The organism is Sphingobium boeckii (genome assembly GCF_014199215.1).
GTDB classification, from domain to species: Bacteria; Pseudomonadota; Alphaproteobacteria; order Sphingomonadales; family Sphingomonadaceae; genus Sphingobium_A; species Sphingobium_A boeckii.
The window spans coordinates 529,001-548,291 of record NZ_JACIJC010000003.1; the positions used below are offsets into that span (position 1 = coordinate 529,001).

At 62.9% G+C, this 19,291-nt stretch carries 18 protein-coding genes and 1 tRNA gene; 12 read left to right on the top strand and 7 right to left on the bottom strand.

What is annotated here, in order from left to right:
• Positions 1–37: 37 nt before the first annotated feature.
• Positions 38–1,204, top strand: a complete 1,167-nt coding sequence (locus FHS49_RS10960) for a glycosyltransferase (protein WP_184018317.1) — start codon at positions 38–40, stop codon at positions 1,202–1,204.
• On the opposite strand, the gene FHS49_RS10965 is transcribed toward FHS49_RS10960, so the two are convergent.
• From FHS49_RS10965 to yajC, 4 genes are all read right to left on the bottom strand, one after another.
• On the bottom strand, positions 1,184–1,465 hold the full coding sequence (locus FHS49_RS10965) for an MTH938/NDUFAF3 family protein (RefSeq protein ID WP_343052965.1): 282 nt from the start codon (positions 1,463–1,465) through the stop codon (positions 1,184–1,186). The genes FHS49_RS10960 and FHS49_RS10965 overlap by 21 nt on opposite strands.
• Positions 1,466–1,563: 98 nt before the next feature.
• Positions 1,564–2,556 carry a protein translocase subunit SecF gene (gene secF, locus FHS49_RS10970; protein ID WP_184018319.1) on the bottom strand — a complete coding sequence of 331 codons (993 nt, stop codon included), beginning with the start codon at positions 2,554–2,556 and terminating at the stop codon, positions 1,564–1,566.
• Positions 2,557–2,695: 139 nt separating this feature from the next.
• On the bottom strand, positions 2,696–4,288 hold the full coding sequence (secD, locus tag FHS49_RS10975; protein WP_184018321.1) for a protein translocase subunit SecD: 1,593 nt from the start codon (positions 4,286–4,288) through the stop codon (positions 2,696–2,698).
• A gap of 10 nt (positions 4,289–4,298) precedes the next feature.
• Entirely contained in the window at positions 4,299–4,637 is a 339-nt protein-coding gene (yajC, locus tag FHS49_RS10980; protein ID WP_184018322.1) for a preprotein translocase subunit YajC, read from the bottom strand.
• A 198-nt stretch (positions 4,638–4,835) separates the two neighbouring features.
• Here yajC and FHS49_RS10985 point away from each other — a divergent pair.
• The 4 genes from FHS49_RS10985 to FHS49_RS11000 all read left to right on the top strand — a co-directional run bounded on the left by FHS49_RS10985 (position 4,836) and on the right by FHS49_RS11000 (position 8,037).
• A tRNA-Pro gene (locus tag FHS49_RS10985) sits at positions 4,836–4,912 on the top strand.
• Between the two features lie 171 nt (positions 4,913–5,083).
• Entirely contained in the window at positions 5,084–5,623 is a 540-nt protein-coding gene (locus FHS49_RS10990) for a glycoside hydrolase family 108 protein (RefSeq protein WP_184018324.1), read from the top strand.
• A gap of 26 nt (positions 5,624–5,649) precedes the next feature.
• A complete protein-coding gene (locus FHS49_RS10995) occupies positions 5,650–6,063 on the top strand; it encodes a holin family protein (protein ID WP_184018327.1) in 414 nt (137 codons plus the stop codon).
• Positions 6,064–6,162: 99 nt separating this feature from the next.
• On the top strand, positions 6,163–8,037 hold the full coding sequence (locus FHS49_RS11000) for an ABC-F family ATP-binding cassette domain-containing protein (protein WP_184018329.1): 1,875 nt from the start codon (positions 6,163–6,165) through the stop codon (positions 8,035–8,037).
• Positions 8,038–8,148: 111 nt separating this feature from the next.
• Here FHS49_RS11000 and FHS49_RS11005 read toward each other — a convergent pair whose 3' ends face one another.
• Complete coding sequence (locus tag FHS49_RS11005) at positions 8,149–8,571, bottom strand: response regulator (protein ID WP_184018331.1); 423 nt, start codon at positions 8,569–8,571, stop codon at positions 8,149–8,151.
• 189 nt (positions 8,572–8,760) lie between these two features.
• Here FHS49_RS11005 and hslV point away from each other — a divergent pair, with 189 nt between their 5' ends.
• The 4 genes from hslV to FHS49_RS11025 all read left to right on the top strand — a co-directional run bounded on the left by hslV (position 8,761) and on the right by FHS49_RS11025 (position 11,699).
• Positions 8,761–9,312 carry an ATP-dependent protease subunit HslV gene (gene hslV / locus FHS49_RS11010; RefSeq protein WP_184018333.1) on the top strand — a complete coding sequence of 184 codons (552 nt, stop codon included), beginning with the start codon at positions 8,761–8,763 and terminating at the stop codon, positions 9,310–9,312.
• A 109-nt stretch (positions 9,313–9,421) separates the two neighbouring features.
• Positions 9,422–10,723 carry an ATP-dependent protease ATPase subunit HslU gene (gene hslU, locus FHS49_RS11015; RefSeq protein WP_184018335.1) on the top strand — a complete coding sequence of 434 codons (1,302 nt, stop codon included), beginning with the start codon at positions 9,422–9,424 and terminating at the stop codon, positions 10,721–10,723.
• A gap of 156 nt (positions 10,724–10,879) precedes the next feature.
• Complete coding sequence (locus tag FHS49_RS11020; RefSeq protein ID WP_184018337.1) at positions 10,880–11,275, top strand: nuclear transport factor 2 family protein; 396 nt, start codon at positions 10,880–10,882, stop codon at positions 11,273–11,275.
• Positions 11,276–11,291: 16 nt separating this feature from the next.
• Positions 11,292–11,699 carry a GFA family protein gene (locus FHS49_RS11025; RefSeq protein ID WP_184018339.1) on the top strand — a complete coding sequence of 136 codons (408 nt, stop codon included), beginning with the start codon at positions 11,292–11,294 and terminating at the stop codon, positions 11,697–11,699.
• 102 nt (positions 11,700–11,801) lie between these two features.
• On the opposite strand, the gene FHS49_RS11030 is transcribed toward FHS49_RS11025, so the two are convergent.
• Together FHS49_RS11030 and FHS49_RS11035 are read right to left on the bottom strand one after the other, a co-directional pair.
• A complete protein-coding gene (locus FHS49_RS11030; RefSeq protein WP_184018341.1) occupies positions 11,802–14,729 on the bottom strand; it encodes a M16 family metallopeptidase in 2,928 nt (975 codons plus the stop codon).
• 292 nt (positions 14,730–15,021) lie between these two features.
• Positions 15,022–16,368, bottom strand: a complete 1,347-nt coding sequence (locus tag FHS49_RS11035) for a DEAD/DEAH box helicase (protein WP_184018343.1) — start codon at positions 16,366–16,368, stop codon at positions 15,022–15,024.
• Positions 16,369–16,677: 309 nt separating this feature from the next.
• Here FHS49_RS11035 and FHS49_RS11040 point away from each other — a divergent pair, with 309 nt between their 5' ends.
• From FHS49_RS11040 to FHS49_RS11050, 3 genes are all read left to right on the top strand, one after another.
• Positions 16,678–17,379: a glutamine amidotransferase gene (locus FHS49_RS11040; RefSeq protein ID WP_184018344.1), complete on the top strand. Its 702-nt coding sequence runs from the start codon at positions 16,678–16,680 to the stop codon at positions 17,377–17,379.
• Positions 17,380–17,482: 103 nt separating this feature from the next.
• Entirely contained in the window at positions 17,483–17,920 is a 438-nt protein-coding gene (locus FHS49_RS11045) for a hypothetical protein (RefSeq protein ID WP_246350578.1), read from the top strand.
• Between the two features lie 47 nt (positions 17,921–17,967).
• A complete protein-coding gene (locus FHS49_RS11050) occupies positions 17,968–19,275 on the top strand; it encodes a M20/M25/M40 family metallo-hydrolase (RefSeq protein ID WP_184018348.1) in 1,308 nt (435 codons plus the stop codon).
• Positions 19,276–19,291: the final 16 nt, after the last annotated feature.

Sequence of the window (19,291 nt, forward strand, 5' to 3'; positions counted from 1 at the left end):
ATGCGCGATTAATGCCAAACGCGCTATAAAGCTTAGTATGCTTCGCGTGCTCACCCTTGCATCGCTCTTCCCGGATGCCAGCCGGCCAGTCTTCGGCGTGTTCGTGGAACGGCAGACGATCGAGCTGGCAGCGCGCGCCGATGTCGATCTCACAGTGATCGCGCCGCTCGGCATTCCGCCCTGGCCCTTGGCGCGCCACGCGCGTTACCGTGCGCTTTCGACGCTGCCGCATCAGCAGCAATGGCATGGCCTCACGGTCCATCGGCCCCGCTTTCCGATCATTCCCGGCGGCAATGGCCTCTCCAGCGCCGCGCTAATGAGCCGCGCCGTGCTGCCGCTCGTCCGGCGGCTCCATGCGGAAAAGCCGTTCGACGTCATCGATGCCGAATTCTTCTTTCCCGACGGCCCAGCCGCGATGCGGATCGCGCGCGCGCTCGATCTCCCGCTCTCGATCAAGGCGCGCGGTGCCGATATCCATTATTGGGGCCGTCAGCGCTGGACAGCGAATGAAGTGCGCGAAGCCGGTCTCGCGGCCGATGGCCTGCTCGCGGTGAGCCAGGCGATGAAGCGCGACATGATCGCGATCGGCCTGCCTGGCGACCATATCCGCGTGCATTATACCGGTGTCGATCTCGATCGTTTCAAGCCAGGCGATCGCGCGGCGCTGAAGGCCGCCATGGGCTTTGAGGGGCATCTGATTGCCTCGGTGGGCGCGCTGATCCCGCGCAAGGGTCAGGGGCTGCTGATCGAGGCGCTGGTCGGCCTGCCCAATGCGACGCTGGCGCTGGCCGGGCAAGGTCCGCATCGCGGCGCGCTGGAAACGCTGGCGCGCGAACATCGCGTGGCGGGCCGCGTCCATTTCCTCGGCAATCTGCCGCATGAAACGCTGCCTGATCTGTTTGCCGCCGCCGATGTCATGGCGCTGCCTTCGGAATCGGAAGGACTGGCCAATGCCTGGGTGGAGGCGCTCGCCTGCGGCACGCCGATCGTGATTTCGGATGTGGGCGGCGCGCAGGAATTGATGGATCGCCCGGAGGCCGGGCGCATCGTGCCGCGCACCCCGCTCGCCGTGGCAGGCGCGATCGCGCAAATCCTGACGCATCCCCCCGATCCGTTCGCGGTGCGCAAGGCCGCTGAACGCTTCACCTGGGCGGAAAACACGCGTCTATTGTTCGATCACCTGTCAGGCATCAAGCGGCATTAGCGCCGCCGCGATCCAGCGTTCCTCGCCGCGCAGCACGGCCCAGGCGCGTGCGGCGGCGCGACTGTCCATCGCTTCCACACCGATGCCGCGCGCTTCCATAGCGGCAACGAATGCGCGTGGCGGGCGTGCCATCGTCGCGCCCGTGCCAATCAGCACGAATTCGGGCGCGGGGTCCAGCGCCAGCAACGCCGCGACATCCGTCTCGGCCAGAGCGCTCAGAGCGGGTACATCCCAGCCTTCGACCCGCTCGGGCGTCAGCAAGGCCGCCTGATAGACTTGGCCGTCGATCCTGAATCCGGTGCCCGCGAAACCGGTGACCGCCGGACCGATTCCGGCCTTTTCACGATCGAAGCGTGCGCTCAGGGCACGGCACCCTGATTGGGATCGGCGGCGCGCGGCGCGGTCCGTTCGCCGCCCTTATTGCCGCCCTTGTCATCCCCCGCCGGCACGAAACTGTCCGGCCCCAGCTTCAGCCAGAGCAGGATCGCGGCAGACACATAGACCGACGAGAATGTGCCGATGCCGATGCCCAGCAGCATCGCCGCGGTGAAGCCGAAGATCACATCGGGTCCAAGCACCAGCAGCACCGTCAGCGCGATGATCAGAGACAGCGAGGTGACCACCGTGCGGGACAGGGTTTCGTTGATCGACAGATCGAGCAGCGAATAAATGTCCATCTTGCGATATTTGCGCAGATTTTCACGGATGCGGTCATAGACGACGATGGTGTCGTTCAGCGAATAGCCGATGATCGTGAGTACCGCCGCGACCACGTTCAGATCGAATTCCAACTGGGTCAGCGCAAAGAAACCCAGCGTCAGCGCCACGTCATGAAACAGCGCGAACAACGCGCCGATGCCGAACTGCCATTCGAAGCGAAACCAGATATAGAGCGCGATACCGAGCATCGCGAGACCCAGCGCCCAAGCACCCGAGCTGAACAATTCCTTCGAAACCTGCCCGGAAACGCTCTCCACTTCGCCGAATTTCGCGCCGGGATAGGCCTTTTGCACCACCGAGCGGATGCCGCTGGCCGCCTCATTTGCCGCGGCTTCGCCGCCATCGGGAAGCTGGGTGCGGATCGAGACTTCATTCGGGCTGAATTGCTGGATCGTCGCCTCGCCCTGCCCCAGCGTATCAATCTTGGCGCGCAGATCCTCGATCCCCACGGGCTGCGCAAAGGTGACGCGCACCATCTGTCCACCGACGAAATCGATGCCCAGATTGAAGCCCCGGATCGCGACCAGCGCGAGCGAGGCCACGATCAGCAGGATGGAAAAGCTCATCGCCACGTTCCGATATTTCAGGAACGGGATATTGGTATTGTCGGGTACGAGTTTCAGCGGGCGCATGGAACAAAGCCTTGAGCGATTGACACTTCCCCTGTCATTCCCGCGAGAGCGGGAATCCCGTTTTTCCGGGAAGTATCAGACAGAAGAAGCGGGATTCCCGCATGCGCAGGAATGACGAGATGGGGGAGACCGATCGTCATCAGATCACGATCTCCTTCGGCCGGTTGCGCTTCAGCCAGCCTGCCACGAGCAGACGGGTGAAGGTCACGCCGGTAAACACCGATGTCACGATGCCGATCGCCAGCACCACAGCAAAGCCGCGGATCGGGCCGGATCCGAAAGTGAACATGATCACCGCGGAGATCACATTGGTGATGTTCGCATCGAAAATCGCGCGGCTGGCTTCCTTATAGCCGAATTCGGACGCCTGCATCGGCGCGCGTCCCTTGGCCTGCTCTTCGCGGATGCGTTCGTTGATCAGCACGTTGGCGTCCACTGCCGCGCCGATTGTCAGCACGAAGCCAGCGATGCCGGGCAAGGTCAGCGTGGCATTGAAGATCGCCATGATGCCCAGGATCATGAACCCGTTCACCACCAGAGCCGCGGTGGTATAAACCCCGAAGCGCATATAGGTGATCATCATGAAGAGCACCACGGCCAGCGTCGCCACGGTGCCCGCGATCACGCCCTTGCGAATCGAATCGGCACCCAGATCGGGGCCGACCGTCGATTCCTGCACCACTTTGAGCGCCACGGGCAATTTGCCCGAACGAAGCTGAATGGCGAGCTGATTGGCCGAATCAACGGTGTAATTGCCCGAGATGGAGGCCGTGCCGCCCAGAATCGGTTCATTGATGTTCGGGGCCGAGAGCACCTGATTATCGAGGATGATCGCGAAAGGCTTCTGCACGTTTTCCTGCGTGACGCGCGCAAATTTGCGCCCGCCCTGCCCGTTGAACTTGATCACGACATCGGGCGCGCCATTCTCGTCAAGGCTCTGATAGGCGTCGGTCAGTTCGTCGCCGCTCACCATCACCTGGCGCTTCACCGCGATGAACCCGCCTTCCACCATCGGCAGCACCTGGCTGCCCACGGGCGCGCGGCCCTGCGCCACCTGCGCGGGATCCGCGTTCAGATCGACCAGCTTGAATTCCAGCTTGGCGGTCTTGCCCAGCAGCGCCTTCAAGCCTTCGGGATCCTGCAATCCGGGCACCTGCACCACGATGCGGTTGCTGCCCTGCCGGATCACGGTCACTTCCTTGGTGCCGTCGGGATCGATGCGCTTGCGCACCACATCGCGCGCCGTATCCAGCGCTTCGTCGGTCGCCTGGTCGATGCCCGCCTTGGTGGGGGTCACGACGACGCGGTTGCTGTCCTGAACGCGGATATCCCAGTCACGCTGGCCGGTGACGCCGACGCCGCGGGTCTGCGCGCGCAGCCGCTCAACGGCCGCGTCCACCTTGGTGACATCGCGCACCATGAACGACAGGCTGCCATTCTGCAGCGAGACTTCGCCGATATCGATCTTGGGATCGCCACGCCGCATTTCGGTGCGCACGATCTGGTCCATCTGTTCCAGCCGCGATTTCGCGACGTCGGCGGTGTCCGCCTCAAGCAGGATATGACTGCCGCCCGAAAGATCGAGACCCAGGTTGAACCGGGTCTGGAAGATGGCGGGCCATCCTGCGGTCTGCTCCTTGGGAATGAAGCTGGGGACGGAGAACAGGCAGCAGATGACGATCGTGGCCCAAGTGGCCCAGATCTTCCACCGCGGGAAATCGAGAGGCAGCATATGCTTGAAATCAATCGTTGGCCGGGCGGCTGCCGCCGGCGGGGGTCACATCGGAAAGCGTGGACTTGACCACCTTCACCTTCACGCCGGTGGCGATTTCCACTTCGGCGATGTCGTTATCCACCTTGGTCACCTTGCCGATGATCCCGCCGGACGTGACCACCTGGTCGTTCTTCTGCACCGCGGCCACCTTGGCGGCATGGTCTTTCATCCGCTTTTGCTGCGGACGGATCAGCAGGAACCAGAAGATGATGAAGATCAGGACAAGCGGCGCCATCTGCACCAGGAATGCCGTGCTGCCGCCCGAAGCCGCGCCCGCGGTCTGTGCATAGGCTGGAGTGATAAACATGATGTGCCGTTACCCGCAAAAAGAGAGGATGAAAGGAGCCGCGACGAGCAGCCCCTTATGAGAGGCGGGCGACTATCATGTTCAAGGGGTCGTAATCAACTTTTGCTTGGTCCGGCATCAATTGAACGCGCCTTTGCAGAGAATCGGAGAAGGCCGCTTGCAACGCGCCGCACATGCCCGTAAAGCGCGCGCCTCGGTCGGGACGTAGCGCAGCCTGGTAGCGCACCACACTGGGGGTGTGGGGGTCGCAGGTTCGAATCCTGTCGTCCCGACCAGAGATACCAGGCATCTTGGATCGTTACACGGGCAGCAGAAGCTGCCCGTTTGTATAAGTGTGCCGCTGAGCCACGCGATGAGCTGCGTCTCGGAAAATTTCCGCTGTCCTACAGCTAACCAAATCAGTTACATCTTCGACAAAGAACAAAACATGAACAATGGAGATTCGCATGGACGTTGATTCCCTGATCGAAGAGGTGATCGGCCGCGAGGGCGGTTATTCCAATCATCCGGCGGACAAAGGCGGCCCCACCCGCTGGGGGATCACGCAAAACACGGCGCGCGCGCATGGGTTTGGCGGCGACATGCGTCATTTCCCACGCGCCGAGGCCGTGGCCATCTATCGCCGCATCTATTGGCTCCGCCCCGGTTTCGAGCGCGTGGCGAGTCATGCGCCCCGGGTCGCCGCCGAACTGTTCGACACCGGCGTCAACATGGGGCCGGCGATCGCGGTCAGCTTTCTCCAGCGCGCGCTGAACGCGCTCAACCGCGGCGCATCCGATTTCGCCGACGTCGCGGCAGGCACGGCGATCGACGCCGCCACCGAAAAGGCGCTCGTCGCTTTCATGGCCCGGCGCGGGCCTTCGGGCGAAAGCGTGCTGATGAAGGCGATCGAGGCGTTGCAAGGCGAACGCTATCTGCGCCTGGCGGAGCAGCGGCCGGCCAATGAAGCGTTTCTCTATGGCTGGCTCGCCAACCGGATCGGCTGAACCTTTCCTCATCCAGGAGACCCAATATGTCCATCATCGACGGTATCATCGGCCCCATCGCCAAATTGATCGACAAGATCATCCCGGACCCCGAAGCGCGGGACCGCGCCAAGCTCGAACTGCTCAAGCTGGAAGGCAGCCAGGAGATGGAGGCGCTGCGCACGCAGATGGCGGCGATCATCGCGGAGGCGCAATCGGCCGATCCCTGGACCAGCCGGGCGCGACCGAGCTTCCTCTATGTCATGTATGTCCTTTTGCTCTGGGCGATCCCCATGGGCCTGATCGCCGCCGCCCGCCCCGAAATGGCGCAGGACATCGCCCATGGCATGAACGCCTATCTCGCCGGCATTCCCGAACCGCTCTACGCGCTCTTCGGCACCGGCTATCTGGGCTACACCGCAGCGCGGCAATGGGGAAAGATGAAGGGACTGGAGAAATAGGGGTTCTCACCCTGACTCCAAACGGTGAGGATCAAGCGCCCTTCGCACCTGCACAATCATAGACGTGACGAACCCCGCTTCTCCTGCTATCGGCCCGCCATGCTTTCAATCTCGGGAATCACCGTGCGCCTGGGCGGGCGCCTCATCTTGGACAGTGCCACGGCGTCGCTGCCGCCGCGCAGCCGTGTCGGCCTGATCGGTCGCAATGGGGCTGGCAAGTCCACGCTGATGAAGATCATCGCGGGCACGGGCGAGCCGGACAATGGCTCGATCGAGATGCCGCGCGGCAGTCGCATCGGCTATATCGCGCAGGAAGCGCCCTCAGGCACGTCCACCCCGTTCGAGACCGTGCTGGCGGCCGACGTCGAGCGCGCGGCGCTGATGGCCGAATCCGAGACGGTGGAGGATCATCACCGCATCGGGGAAATCCACGAGCGGCTGATCGCGATCGACGCCCATGCAGCCCCGGCCCGCGCCGCGCGTATCCTGGTCGGCCTCGGTTTCGACGAGGAAATGCAGCATCGTCCGCTGGACAGCTATTCGGGCGGCTGGAAGATGCGCGTCGCTCTGGCCGCTCTGCTCTTTTCCGAGCCCGACCTTTTGCTGCTCGATGAGCCTTCGAACCATCTCGATCTCGAAGCGACTCTGTGGCTGGAGAATTTCCTCAAATCCTATCGCTCGACGATGGTCGTCATCAGCCATGAGCGCGATCTGCTCAACAATGTGGTCGATCACATCCTCCATCTGGAAGGCGGCAAGTGCACGCTCTACGTCGGCGGCTATGACGCGTTCGAAAAGCAGCGCGCCGAGCGCATGGCGCAGCTCGAATCCGCCCGCGCGGCGCAAGCGAACCAGCGCGCCAAGCTGCAAGAATATATCGCGAAGAACAGCGCCCGCGCCTCCACCGCGAAACAGGCGCAATCCCGCCAGAAGGCGCTGGCCAAAATGTCTCCCATCGCGGCGATGGCCGAAGACCCTTCGCTCAGCTTCGATTTCCCCAATCCCGACGAACTGCGCCCGCCGCTGGTGACCATGGATATGGCCAGCGTCGGCTATACCGAGGGCAATCCGATACTGGAGCGGGTGAACATCCGCATCGACCCGACCGACCGGGTTGCGCTGCTCGGCCGCAACGGCAATGGCAAGACCACGCTGGCGCGCCTGATCGCGGCCCAGCTTTCCCCGATGGCGGGCGAGATGAACGCGTCCGGCAAGATGAAGGTCGGCTATTTCACCCAATATCAGGTGGAAGAGCTGGACGGCACCGATACGCCGATCGAGCATATGAGCCGGTTGATGAAGGGCGCCACGCCGGGCGCGGTGCGCGGTCAGCTCGGCCGGTTCGGTTTCTCCGGCGACAAGGCCACCACCCTGGTCGGCAAACTCTCCGGCGGGGAGCGCGCGCGGCTGGCGCTGGCGCTGATCACCCGCGAAGCTCCGCACATGCTGATCCTCGATGAACCGACGAACCATCTGGATGTGGATTCGCGCGAAGCCCTGGTGCAGGCGCTCAACGAATATTCGGGGGCCGTGGTGCTGGTCAGCCATGACCGCCACATGCTTGAACTGACCGCGGACCGACTGGTGCTGGTCGATAACGGCACCGCGCAGGAATATTCGGGTTCGCTCGATGATTATACCGACATGATCCTGGGCAAAGGCCCGTCCGGCGGCAAATCCGGCCCCAAGGTCTCTTCCAAGGACGCGCGCAAGGCCGCCGCGGCCGCGCGTGAACAGAATAAGGCCGTCCGCGACGCGGTGAAGACCGCCGAGGCCGAAGTGAAGCGCCTCACCGATCGCCGCTCGGAAATCGAGCGCGCGATGTTCGATCCGTCCACCGCCACGCCCGCGGATTCGAAGCTCTCGATGAGTGCCTTGATGCAGGAACGCGGCCGGATCGAGCAGGCGCTTGAAACCGCCGAGGCGGCCTGGATGAACGCGAGCGAAAAGCTGGAGCAATTGGAGGCGGCGTAACGCCAATTGCGTGATGTTCCCTCCCCCGTTTGTCCCGAGCGCAGTCGAGGGACGTGGTGACAGCTCCCGCGTCCCTCGACTGCGCTCGGGACAAACGGTTTTATTGACGAATTACGCCCGCAAAACCGGCTGCTGCATCACGGGCTTACCCGCCATCCCGCCGATCGCCAGCGCCACATCCGCGCTTTGCCACGGTTTGCCGATCACCTGGAATTGCCGCGCCTGCTCCTGCAACAAGGACGATCCATAGCCCGTGGTGAGCAGCACGCTGATTTCGGGGCGGCGTTCGGCCAGATAGGTGGCCAGCGCCACGCCGTTCATGCCCGGCATTACGATATCGGAAAACACCATATCCACGTCGCCGTCGGCATCGATCCAGCGGATCGCCGCCTCGGCACTGGCGGCAATGTGCGCCACGGTGCAGCCGATCGACTCGAGCTGATCCGAAGCGACCCTCGCCACCAGTGGATCATCCTCCACCAGCAGGATCGTGTAACCGGGCGGAAAGCCCGTCTCATCTTGGAAAAACGCCATTCGCAACCTCCCAATTCGGGTTTCAGCAGCGCGGGGGGAAACCTCTCCAAAGGCCCGACGGGAACGATCATATATCAGTTTTGGTGGCAGCGCCGCACATTTCGGCAGGGCGTGCATCATTCGCCCCTGCTTGCGGTCCGCCGGCCGCCATCCCATATCGCGCTCCACACGGCATAGCGGGGATTTGAATTGAGCGATTTACCCAAATGGCATGGCACGACGATCCTGTCCGTCCGCAAGGGCGGCAAGGTGGTGATCGCCGGTGACGGCCAGGTTTCGATGGGCAATACGGTGATGAAGCCGAATGCCCGCAAGGTCCGCCGCCTGGGCGACGGATCGGTGATCGGCGGTTTTGCCGGCGCCACGGCCGACGCCTTCACCCTGTTCGAACGGCTGGAACGCAAGCTGGAGCAGCATCATGGCGTGCTGCTGCGCGCCGCGGTCGAGCTGGCGAAAGACTGGCGGACGGACAAATTTCTCCGCAATCTGGAAGCGATGATGATCGTGGCGGACAAGGAGGTGACGCTGATCCTGACCGGCAATGGCGATGTGCTCGAACCCGTGGGCGGCGTGGCCTCCATCGGATCGGGCGGCAATTTCGCGCTGGCCGCGGCGCGCGCGTTGGTCGAGTACGAAGCCGATCCCGAAGTGATCTGCCGCAAGGCGATGGCGATCGCCGCTGACGTCTGCGTGTTCACCAATGACCAGCTCACGATCGAGACGATGGACAGCGTCAACTGATCTTCAAAAAACAAAGTGTCATTCCCGCGAAGGCGGGAATCCAGAGTCGCGCACCCAGTCGCTGGATCCCCGCCTTCGCGGGGATGACACAGAGAGAGAAATGCACAGAATGAACGAAACCCTGACCCCCAAAGCCATCGTCGCCGCCCTCGACGCGCATATCATCGGCCAGAAGGACGCCAAGCGCGCCGTCGCCGTGGCCATGCGCAACCGCTGGCGGCGCCAGCAACTCGGCGATGATCTGCGCGACGAGGTGACGCCCAAGAACATTCTGATGATCGGGCCGACCGGCTGCGGCAAGACCGAGATCAGCCGCCGTCTGGCCAAGCTCGCCGATGCGCCGTTCGTAAAGGTGGAAGCCACCAAATTCACCGAGGTCGGCTATGTCGGCCGCGATGTGGAGCAGATCGCGCGCGATCTGGTGGAGGAGGCGATCCGCCTCGAACGTGAACGCCGTCGCCTGGCCGTGAAGGACAAAGCCGAAGACGCCGCCATGGGCCGCCTGCTCGATGCGCTGACCGGCAAGGACGCCAGCGAAGCGACACGTTCCGCCTTTCGCCAGCGCTTCACCGATGGCCATCTCGAACAGACAGAGATCGAGATCGAACTGGAGGCAGCGCCCGCCACACCCTTTGAAATTCCGGGCCAAGGCGGTCAGGTCGGCATGATCAACCTGTCAGAGATCATGGGAAAATTGGGTGGTGGCGCACCGCTCAAACGCCGCAAGATGAATGTCCGCGCCGCTTGGGCGAAATTGGTCGAGGAAGAAGCCGACAAGCGTCTCGATCAGGATGAGGTCAGCCGTTCGGCTCTGGCGGACGCCGAAGCCAATGGCATCGTCTTCCTTGACGAGATCGACAAGATCGCGATTTCGGACGGCCGCGGCGGCTCCGTCAGCCGTGAAGGCGTGCAGCGCGATCTGCTGCCGCTGATCGAAGGCACCACGGTCTCCACCAAATACGGCCCGATGAAGACCGATCATATCCTCTTCATCGCATCGGGTGCATTCCATGTGGCCAAGCCGAGTGATCTTCTCCCGGAATTGCAGGGCCGCCTGCCGATCCGCGTTGAATTGAAGGCGCTGGACGAAAGCGATTTCGTCCGCATACTGTCTGACACGAAAGCCTCGCTGCCCGAGCAATATAAGGCGCTGATCGCGACCGAGGGCGTCACGGTGAGCTTCACTGAAGACGGCATCAAGGCGGTGGCGCGGATCGCCGCGGAAGTGAATGGCCAGATCGAGAATATCGGCGCGCGCCGGCTTCAGACGGTGATGGAAAAGCTGCTGGAGGAAGTCAGCTTCGAAGCCGAAGACCGTCAGGGCGAAACGCTGGTTGTGGACGCCGCTTATGTCGAGAAACAACTCTCCGCCATCGCGCGTGATACCGATCTGAGCAAATACGTGCTGTGATCCCATCCTCCCGGCCAGCCCTTCATCGGCTGGCTGGGAAACGGCTGACGACACCCCGAATCCGCAGCGGGCTGTCCCGATATCATGCGGCGGTGCCGCCTTTCCCTATGACATCGCCCGCGCTTGCCGATATCATCGCGTCAAGGAGTGCTGCTCATGACCGGAATCATCGAATCCTATTATCATGCGTTCAATCATGGCGATGTGGAGGGGATGCTTGCCTTGCTGGACGAGCGCGTGATCCACGAGCCCTGTCAGGGCAAGCCGCGCGCGGGGATCGGCCCGTTCCGCGAATTTCTGGATCACATGAACCGCTGCTACAAGGAACATGTCGCCGATCCGCTCATCCTCTATTCTCCGGCGGAAAATCATGCGTCGGCGGAATTCTTTCTGGATGGCAAATATCTGAAAACCGATGGCGATCTGCCCGCCGCGCGCGGCCAGCGCTACCGGCTGCGCGTCGGCGCGTTTTTCGAGATCGGCGGCAACCGGATCACGCGCATCACCAATCACTATAATCTGCAGGACTGGATCGATCAGATTTCAGCCTGAAACGGAGGGCATGGAGATGGAAAAGAATACTGGCGGCTGTCACTGCGGCGCGATCCGCTATGAGGTGAGCGGCGACGCCCTCAACCACGCGCTGTGCCATTGCCGCGATTGTCAGCGCTGCGCCGGCGCGCCGATGGTAGGCTGGACCATGTATCCCGAAGCCGCGCTGACGGTGACGCAAGGCGATCCCGTCACTTACACCTCGTCCGAAAACGGCCGCCGCCAATTCTGCGGCCATTGCGGCACGGGCCTTTTCTATATCAATACCGTCATGCTGCCGGGCATCGTGGACATTCAGAGCGCCACTTACGACAATCCCGATGCGGTCGCCGCACAAGTGCATATCCAGACGGCCGACCGGATCGGCTGGATGGAAAATGCCCATGCGCTGCCCGCGTTCGAGCGATATCCACCGATGGAATGAGACACCCCCGAAATCCGTTTGTCCCGCGCGGAGTCGAGGGACATGGAGCCTGACACCACGTCCCTCGACTTCGCTCGGGACTAACGGTTACTGGCATCTGGATTAACGCGCCGGCGTTAGCACCGCCCCTACATCAGCCGCCTTCGTTTCCGGCAGCACCACCATCGACCAGCTCTTGTCCGCTCCCAGATAGCGTTGCGCCATCGCCTGCACGTCTTGGGGAGTAATCCTGAGCAAATCCGAGGCCAGACTTTCCATCGCGTCGATCTTTTGCGGATTGCGCGTCGATCCCGCCGTTTCGCGCAACCAGAATTGATTGCCCGTGCTCGCGCGCATGTAATATTGCTTGATCGGCCCGAGAGCGCGGGCAAGCTCGTCGGGCTCCACCAGCGTCGTGGCGAGATCGGCGGCAATCTCCCGGCTGAGCTTGAAGAACTGATCCGTGCCGCCGGGCTTCAACTGGCCCAGCACCATCAGATAGCCACCATTGGCCATGCCCGTCGGCCATTGGCTGGAGACGCTGGGGCTGTAGCTCGCACCCGCTTCGGACCGCAGCTTATCAAACAGGCGATCGTTGAAGATCGCCGCCAGCACTTCGAGCCGCCGCGCTTCGGCGATATTCTCCACGCCCCCACCCGTGGGCCAGGCCAGCACGGCCGCCGCCTGATCGGGCGGGCCTTTATGCGTGCGCATCACGGGCGCATCATTGTGCACCGGGATCCCCGTCAACGCATTCTCACCGATGATCTTGGCGGGCTTGCGCAGCCGGAGCGCGCCAAAACTCTGGCGCGCGGCCTCGATCGCGTCCTCGGCCTTGAAATCGCCGAAAATCTGGACCTCGATCGGCCCTGTTTTCAGGATCGGTTTCCAGAATTTGCGAAATGCCTTGGGCGTCAGCGCAGCAATCTCGTCCCTGCTCGGCGTGGCCCAGCGCGGATCGCCGCCCCGCACCAGCGCGTCCAGATCGCGCTGGAGCACGGAGCCCGGCGCGCCGTTCATGATCTCGTAGCCCGCCAGCATCTGCGCACGCGCCCGGATCACCGGCGCTGGATCCCAGCCCGGCTTCTTGAGCTTGGCCGCCATCAGCTTCAATTGGTCGGCCAGATCGACCGCGCGGGTTTCCCCGCCCAATACGAACGCATCCTCGGTGATATCGAAACCCAGATTGATCTTGCGGCCGTTGGAGAGCGCGTCGAGTTCTTCGATGCCCAGCTTGCCGATCCCGCTGGGCACCATCGCCATGCCGCCGGTCCAGGCGAGCGAGGGCTTGTCGCGCGGCAGCGCCTGATAGCCATTGCCGAAACGCGCCGAGACATAGATCTTGCCCGGCTCGCCGGCATTGGGAAACAGGATCAATTTCACGCCGTTGGACAGTTCCACGGTTTCGATCGCGATCGAATCCAGCATCGAGCGCTTGACCACCTTGGCGGGCGTGCCGAGCCGGGGCAGATCGGCGAAGGTCACATCGCGCGCCTTGGTGTTCGCGGCGAGGCTGCTCACATTCTCGGTCAGCGCGGTTGCGGCGAGCGCGGCGGCATTCTCCACCGGCTTGGGCGTTGTCAGCAGGATGCGTGGCGGCACACTGCCCTGCATCAGCCGCTTGGTAGCGGTCAGCATCTGCTCGGGCGTGAACAGCCGCTTGGCCCCGCGGAAAATATCCAGCGCGCCTTGGGAGGTCGTCACGGTCTCACAGATGTCGACGGCACGCACCAGATCGTCGGCCTGCTTCGATCCGGGCTCGGCCGCCTCATTCTCCAGCGTATTGAGCAATGCCAGATCGAATTCATTCACTTCCCGGTCGATATCCGCCTGCGCCGGCGCATTGGTGGTGGCGTCGTCGATCACGGCGCGCACATCGCGCACCGCGGCCTGCCAGTCATCGCCGATCGGAAAAATGGATACCGTGGTGGTGTCCGCCGAGCGTGAGCTGTCCTCCTGTTCCACCGCGGCCTGAAGATAGCTGCCGCCCACGCGGGCGCGCGTTTCCAGGCGGCGATTGATGATGCGCAGCGCAATCGCCTCGATCATCAGCCCTTCATTATACACGATGGTATCGGCGACGGGTGCCCAGGGGCGCAGGATGCCGATCTGGACGATGCCCGGAAAGCTCGGCTCGACGATCGCGGCGGACACGGGCGCGTTCGGATCGGGCTGGCCGAAATCGGGATCGGCGGGATTGGGGCCGGTGCCTTTCCATGAGGCGAAATGCTTTTTCACCATGCCTTCCATCAGCGCCGGATCCATATCGCCCGAAATCACCACCACGGCCCGTTCGGGGCGATACCAGCGATCGTGAAAGGCCTGCAATCCAGCAGCCGTCGCGCCGGTGAGCGTTTCCACCGTGCCGATGGTCGATCGCTTGGCGAGTTTCTGGCCGGAGAAAAAAGTCTCGCGCGATGCGTCACCGATCTTCACCGCCGCGCCAAAGGCTTCGCGCTGCTCCGCCATCACCACCGCGCGCTCGGCGCTGACGGTGCTGTCGATGATATTGGGCGATTCCATCATGCTCGCCAATATGTTCAGGCTCTCGTCCAGCCCGGCTTCCTTGGCGTTGGGCAAATCGAGCTTGTAGACTGTCTCGGTCGCAGTGGTGGAGGCATTGCTGTCGCTGCCGAAAGTCACGCCCAGCCGCTGCCACGCGCGTTTGGACTCACCCTCGGGCACTTCCTTCGATCCGCGAAACGACAGATGCTCCAGAAAATGCGCGAAGCCCTGCTCGCCATCATCTTCCATCAGCGATCCCGCATCGATCCGCACGCGCACCGACACCTGACCGGGCGGCACGCCGTTTTTGCGGATCGCATAACGCACGCCATTGGGAAGCGTGCCGAACAGCCACTCCTTCTGCTGCGGCACATCGCTGTTGAGGTAGAGCCAGGGGGTTTCCGCCGACTGCTGCTTGGCGGGCGCCGCGCTGGCGGGCGCTTCCTTCGCCACGGGGGTCGTGGACAAAACGACCGTGGCCAGTGCGGGCGCTGCGATCAGGGAAATGAGGGCGAGCGGCGCGAAACGCCAATAAAGGAACTTCATACAGCCGGTTCTACAGGCCGAACATGAACGAGGCCATAAGGAAAAGGCCGGGGCGTCCGATGCCGTCTGGGCTGATCTGCGGCCTGGCCTCAAACGCCATTCGGGCTGAGCCTGTCGAAGCCTTGTCCTTCTTCTAGATCGTAAGAAGGAAAAGGCTTCGACAGGCTCAGCCCGAACGGATTTATTTAACGCCCCTTCCAGCCTTTGCTGGAGGGGCCGGGGGTGGCCCCTTCCCTATTGAAAGAAGAGACACCCCCAGCCCCTCCACGAAGACGTGGAGGGGAGTCAGGTGTTACCGGCTGCCGAACTTCTTCACGGCACCCTTATGCGCGCCGACCGGCCCGCGGGGGCGGAAGGAGCGCTTGGGCTTGCCATCCGCACCACCGCCGGGAGCACCGCGTCCGCCATCCTGGCGACGCTCGCCCTGACGGGGCTGCGCATTGCGCCGCGGCGGATTTTCGCTGCGGGTGGAGGGCGCAGCCTTGGGCAGCTTCGCCGCTTCGGCCAGGAAATTCTCGGGCAGAGGAATCTGCTCCAGCTTCACGCCGGTGAGGCGTTCGATCTGGCGCAGCCAGTTCTTTTCCTCGCCATCGACATAGCTGATCGACACGCCCTCGGCACCGGCGCGCGCGGTGCGGCCAATACGGTGAACATATTGCTCGGGCACATTGGGCATTTCGAAGTTGAACACATGGCTCACGCCGGGAACGTCGATGCCGCGCGCCGCGATATCAGTGGCGACGAGATATTTGATCTCGCCCTTGCGAAATGCGCCGAGTGCCGCGGTGCGCTGCGGCTGGCTCTTGTTGCCGTGGATCGCCGCCGAGGCAATGTTGGCGGCCTGGAGATTCTTCACGACGCGGTCAGCGCCATGCTTGGTACGCGTGAAGATCAGCGCGCGTTCGATATTGTCATTCTGCAGCGTCAAGGTGAGCAAGGCCTGCTTTTCCTTGCCATTGACCATGGTGACATATTGACGCACGCGCTCAGCCGTCGACGACACCGGGGCGACGGAAACCTTCACGGGATCACGCAGGAAGCGATCACCCAGTTCGGAAATCGCCTTGGGCATCGTTGCCGAGAAGAACAGGCTCTGGCGCTTGGTAGGCAGCATCTTGTCTATGCGCTTCAGCGGCACGATAAAGCCCAGATCCATCATCTGATCGGCTTCGTCGAGCACGAAGATTTCCACATCGCGCAGATGCAGCGCGCGCTGTTCGATCAGATCGAGCAGGCGCCCGGGCGTTGCGACGAGAATATCGACGCCCGCCTTCATCCGGTTGATCTGCTTGCCGATCGGCACGCCGCCGAACACGGTTTCAACGGACAGGCGCATGAAGCGACCATATTCGCGGAACGATGCGGCGATCTGGCTGGCCAGCTCGCGGGTGGGGGACAGCACCAGCATACGGCATGAACCGAGCGGGCTGGGCTTGGGGTTCTTGTGGAAATAATCCAGCGACGGCAGCGCGAACGCGGCGGTCTTGCCCGTACCGGTCTGCGCGATGCCGCAAAGATCGCGGCCTTCCAGCAGCGGCGGGATCGATTGCACCTGAATCGGCGTGGGGTTTTCATAACCCTTGGAAGCGAGTGCCTTGATAAGGGGCTCGGCAAGGCCAAGGTCTGTAAATTTAGTCAATGTGTATACTCACAAATTTGCGAGGCGCACGCACACGTAAACGGGAGCGCACGAACCGCGGGGGTTCAGTGACGACCCGCGTGAAAAGGGAAGCCTGGGGAAAAGCGCAACGGATATGGCCGGTCCCGGTTTAATCCGGGCGTTCACGCTGCCATTATGTCGTGGCCGGATCACCGGCCTTGTGCGCTGCAGCGGCCTATGACGCAGAAACGTGGCGAAAGCAAGGCCGGTGGTTGCGGAAACCTTTTTCTACTGGCGGGATAGAATAAGCATTTTGATATTGCGTCATCCCCCTGCAATAAAAGGCGCGTGAGCAAGACAGCCCTCATCGTCCGGCATGTGCCCTATGAGGGGATCGCGGGTTTTCGTGATCCCGTCGAACAAGCGGGATATGAGATCAGCCGGATCGATGTATGCGATCCCGCCTTTTCCGATGCTGATCTGGTTTCCCCCGATCTCGTCATCCTGATGGGTGGCCCAATGGGCGTTTACGAACGCGCCAAAAATCCGTGGATCGCGCATGAGATTGAACGACTGGCCGAAAGGCTGGAGGCGGACCGTCCCACCCTTGGCGTGTGCCTCGGCGCGCAGATGGTGGCGGCGGCTTTGGGCGCGGACGTCTATCCCGGCCCGGCCAAGGAAATCGGTTTTCACCCGATTGCATTGACGGATCATGGTGCCGGAACGCCGCTGGCGCATCTGGAGGATATGCCCGTGCTTCATTGGCATGGGGATACTTTCGATCTGCCCGCGCACACCGAATGGCTCGCGCGCTCCGCCCGATATCCGCACCAGGCCTTCCGCCGCGGATCCTCTTTGCTCGCGCTGCAATTCCACGCCGAAATGGGGATCGATCCCCGTATCGACGCTTGGATCGAATCCTCGCACGAAAGCCTGGATGCGCTGGGCCTGTGCCCGAGAGCGCTGCGCCGCGAATATGATGAGCGCGGCCCGGCCGTGGTCAGCGCCGGGCAAGCGATGATCGGCGCGTGGCTTGAAGGATTGCATTAGCTATTTTTGCTCTTCCCGATCGCTGGTTTATGCGCTGTTAGGATATCCGTCCTAATCCTGTTCAGCCCCCCGGAGAGCCTACGCTTTGCAGCCCATCGAACCTTTGGAACTCAATCATAGCTGGCCGCTCCTTCTCGCTGCCGATCAGCGCTTCGATCTCGGCTGCCTCTATGATGGCGATCCTTCGGGGCATGACATCGATGAACCGACGCTCGCCGCGCGCGGTATCGGCCTATGGGAATGCGACCTGAGCAATAATGCGCTCACATGGTCGGCCGAAGTGTATGACGTGTTCGGATTGCCGCGCGGCGCGGCGATATCCCGCGCGGAAACGGTGGCCTTATATCTGGAGCATTCGCGCGCCGCGATGGAGCGGCTGCGCGCCTATGCGATCAAGCACCGGCGCGGCTTCACGCTGGACGTGAACATTCGTCCGCCTGCAGGACAGCGCCGATGGGTGCGCCTCATGGCAGCACCGATCTTTGATGGCGGCCGCGTCGTGCGTCTGCGCGGACTGAAGCGGGTGATCAGCGACATCTGATCGCCCGCCCCTTGCCCCCGTCGGCCCGGTCCCGCACTATGGCCGCCATGAAACGCCGCATCGCACTGGCCCTGATCGCCACCCTCGCCACCCTGCCCGCCTACGCCCAATTGTCGCCCGTCGAGCGCAGGATGACCGCGGCCGTGGATGCGCAACAGGAACCCGCCATCGCCCTGCTCGAAAAGCTGGTGAACCAGAATTCCGGATCGCTGAACGCGCCCGGCGTCGCCAAGGTCGGCGAAATGATGCGCGCCGAACTGGAGCCGCTGGGATTTGCCGTGCAATGGATCCCGATGGAGGCCGCCGAGCGCGCCGGGCATATCGTGGCCACGCACAAGGGCAATGGCCGCGGCAAGAAGATGCTGCTGATCGGGCATCTCGATACGGTGTTCGAGCCGAACTCCCCGTTTCAGACCTTCGAACGCAAGGGATCGAAGGGCGTCGGCCCCGGCGCGGGGGACGATAAGGGCGGCATGGTCGTGATGCTGATGGCGTTGAAGGCTATGAAGGCGGCGGGCACATTGAAGGATGCCGATATCGAGATCGTGCTGACCGGCGACGAGGAAGATGTGGGCGATCCCATGGCCTTGGCGCGCGCGGACCTGATCGCGGCGGGCAAGCGCGCCGATGTCGCGCTCGATTTCGAAGGGCTGTCGATCGAGGGCGGCCAGGATATGGGTTCCATCGCCCGTCGATCCAGTTCATCCTGGACGATCACCGTGAAAGCCGCGGGCGGGCATTCGAGCCGGATTTTCAGCGACGCCGCAGGCGATGGTGCCATCTATGCACTCGCCCGGTTCGTCAGTGATTTCCGCAAGGAATTGCCTGAACCCAATCTGACCTACAATGTCGGCTTGATCACCGGCGGCGCGCGCGCCACGCTGGACGCCAATGGGATCGAGGCGACGGCATCGGGCAAGACCAACATTATGCCGGAAATCGCGATCGCGCGGGGCGACCTGCGCACGTTGAGCGATGAGCAGACCGCGCGCGTCCGCACGAAAATGGCCGCGATCGTGGCGCGCCCCGCGCCCGGTGCCACAGCGGAGATCGCCTTTGGCCAGGATGGCTATCCCGCCATGGCGCCAACGGATGGCAATCGCGCGCTGCTGGGCCAATTGAACCACGTCAACCGCGATCTCGGCCTGCCCGCAATGGCGGCGCTCGATCCCTTAAAGCGCGGCGCGGGCGATATCGCCTTCGTGGCCAGCGATGTGGACGGGCTGGTCGGCCTCGGGCCTTCCAGCACGGGCGATCATGCGCCGGGCGAAACTGTCGATCTGGATAGCTTCGCCCGCCAGGCCAAGCGCGCCGCAATCCTGATGACGCGGCTGAGCCGTGAAGTGCGGAAGTAATTCGGGAAGACGAATA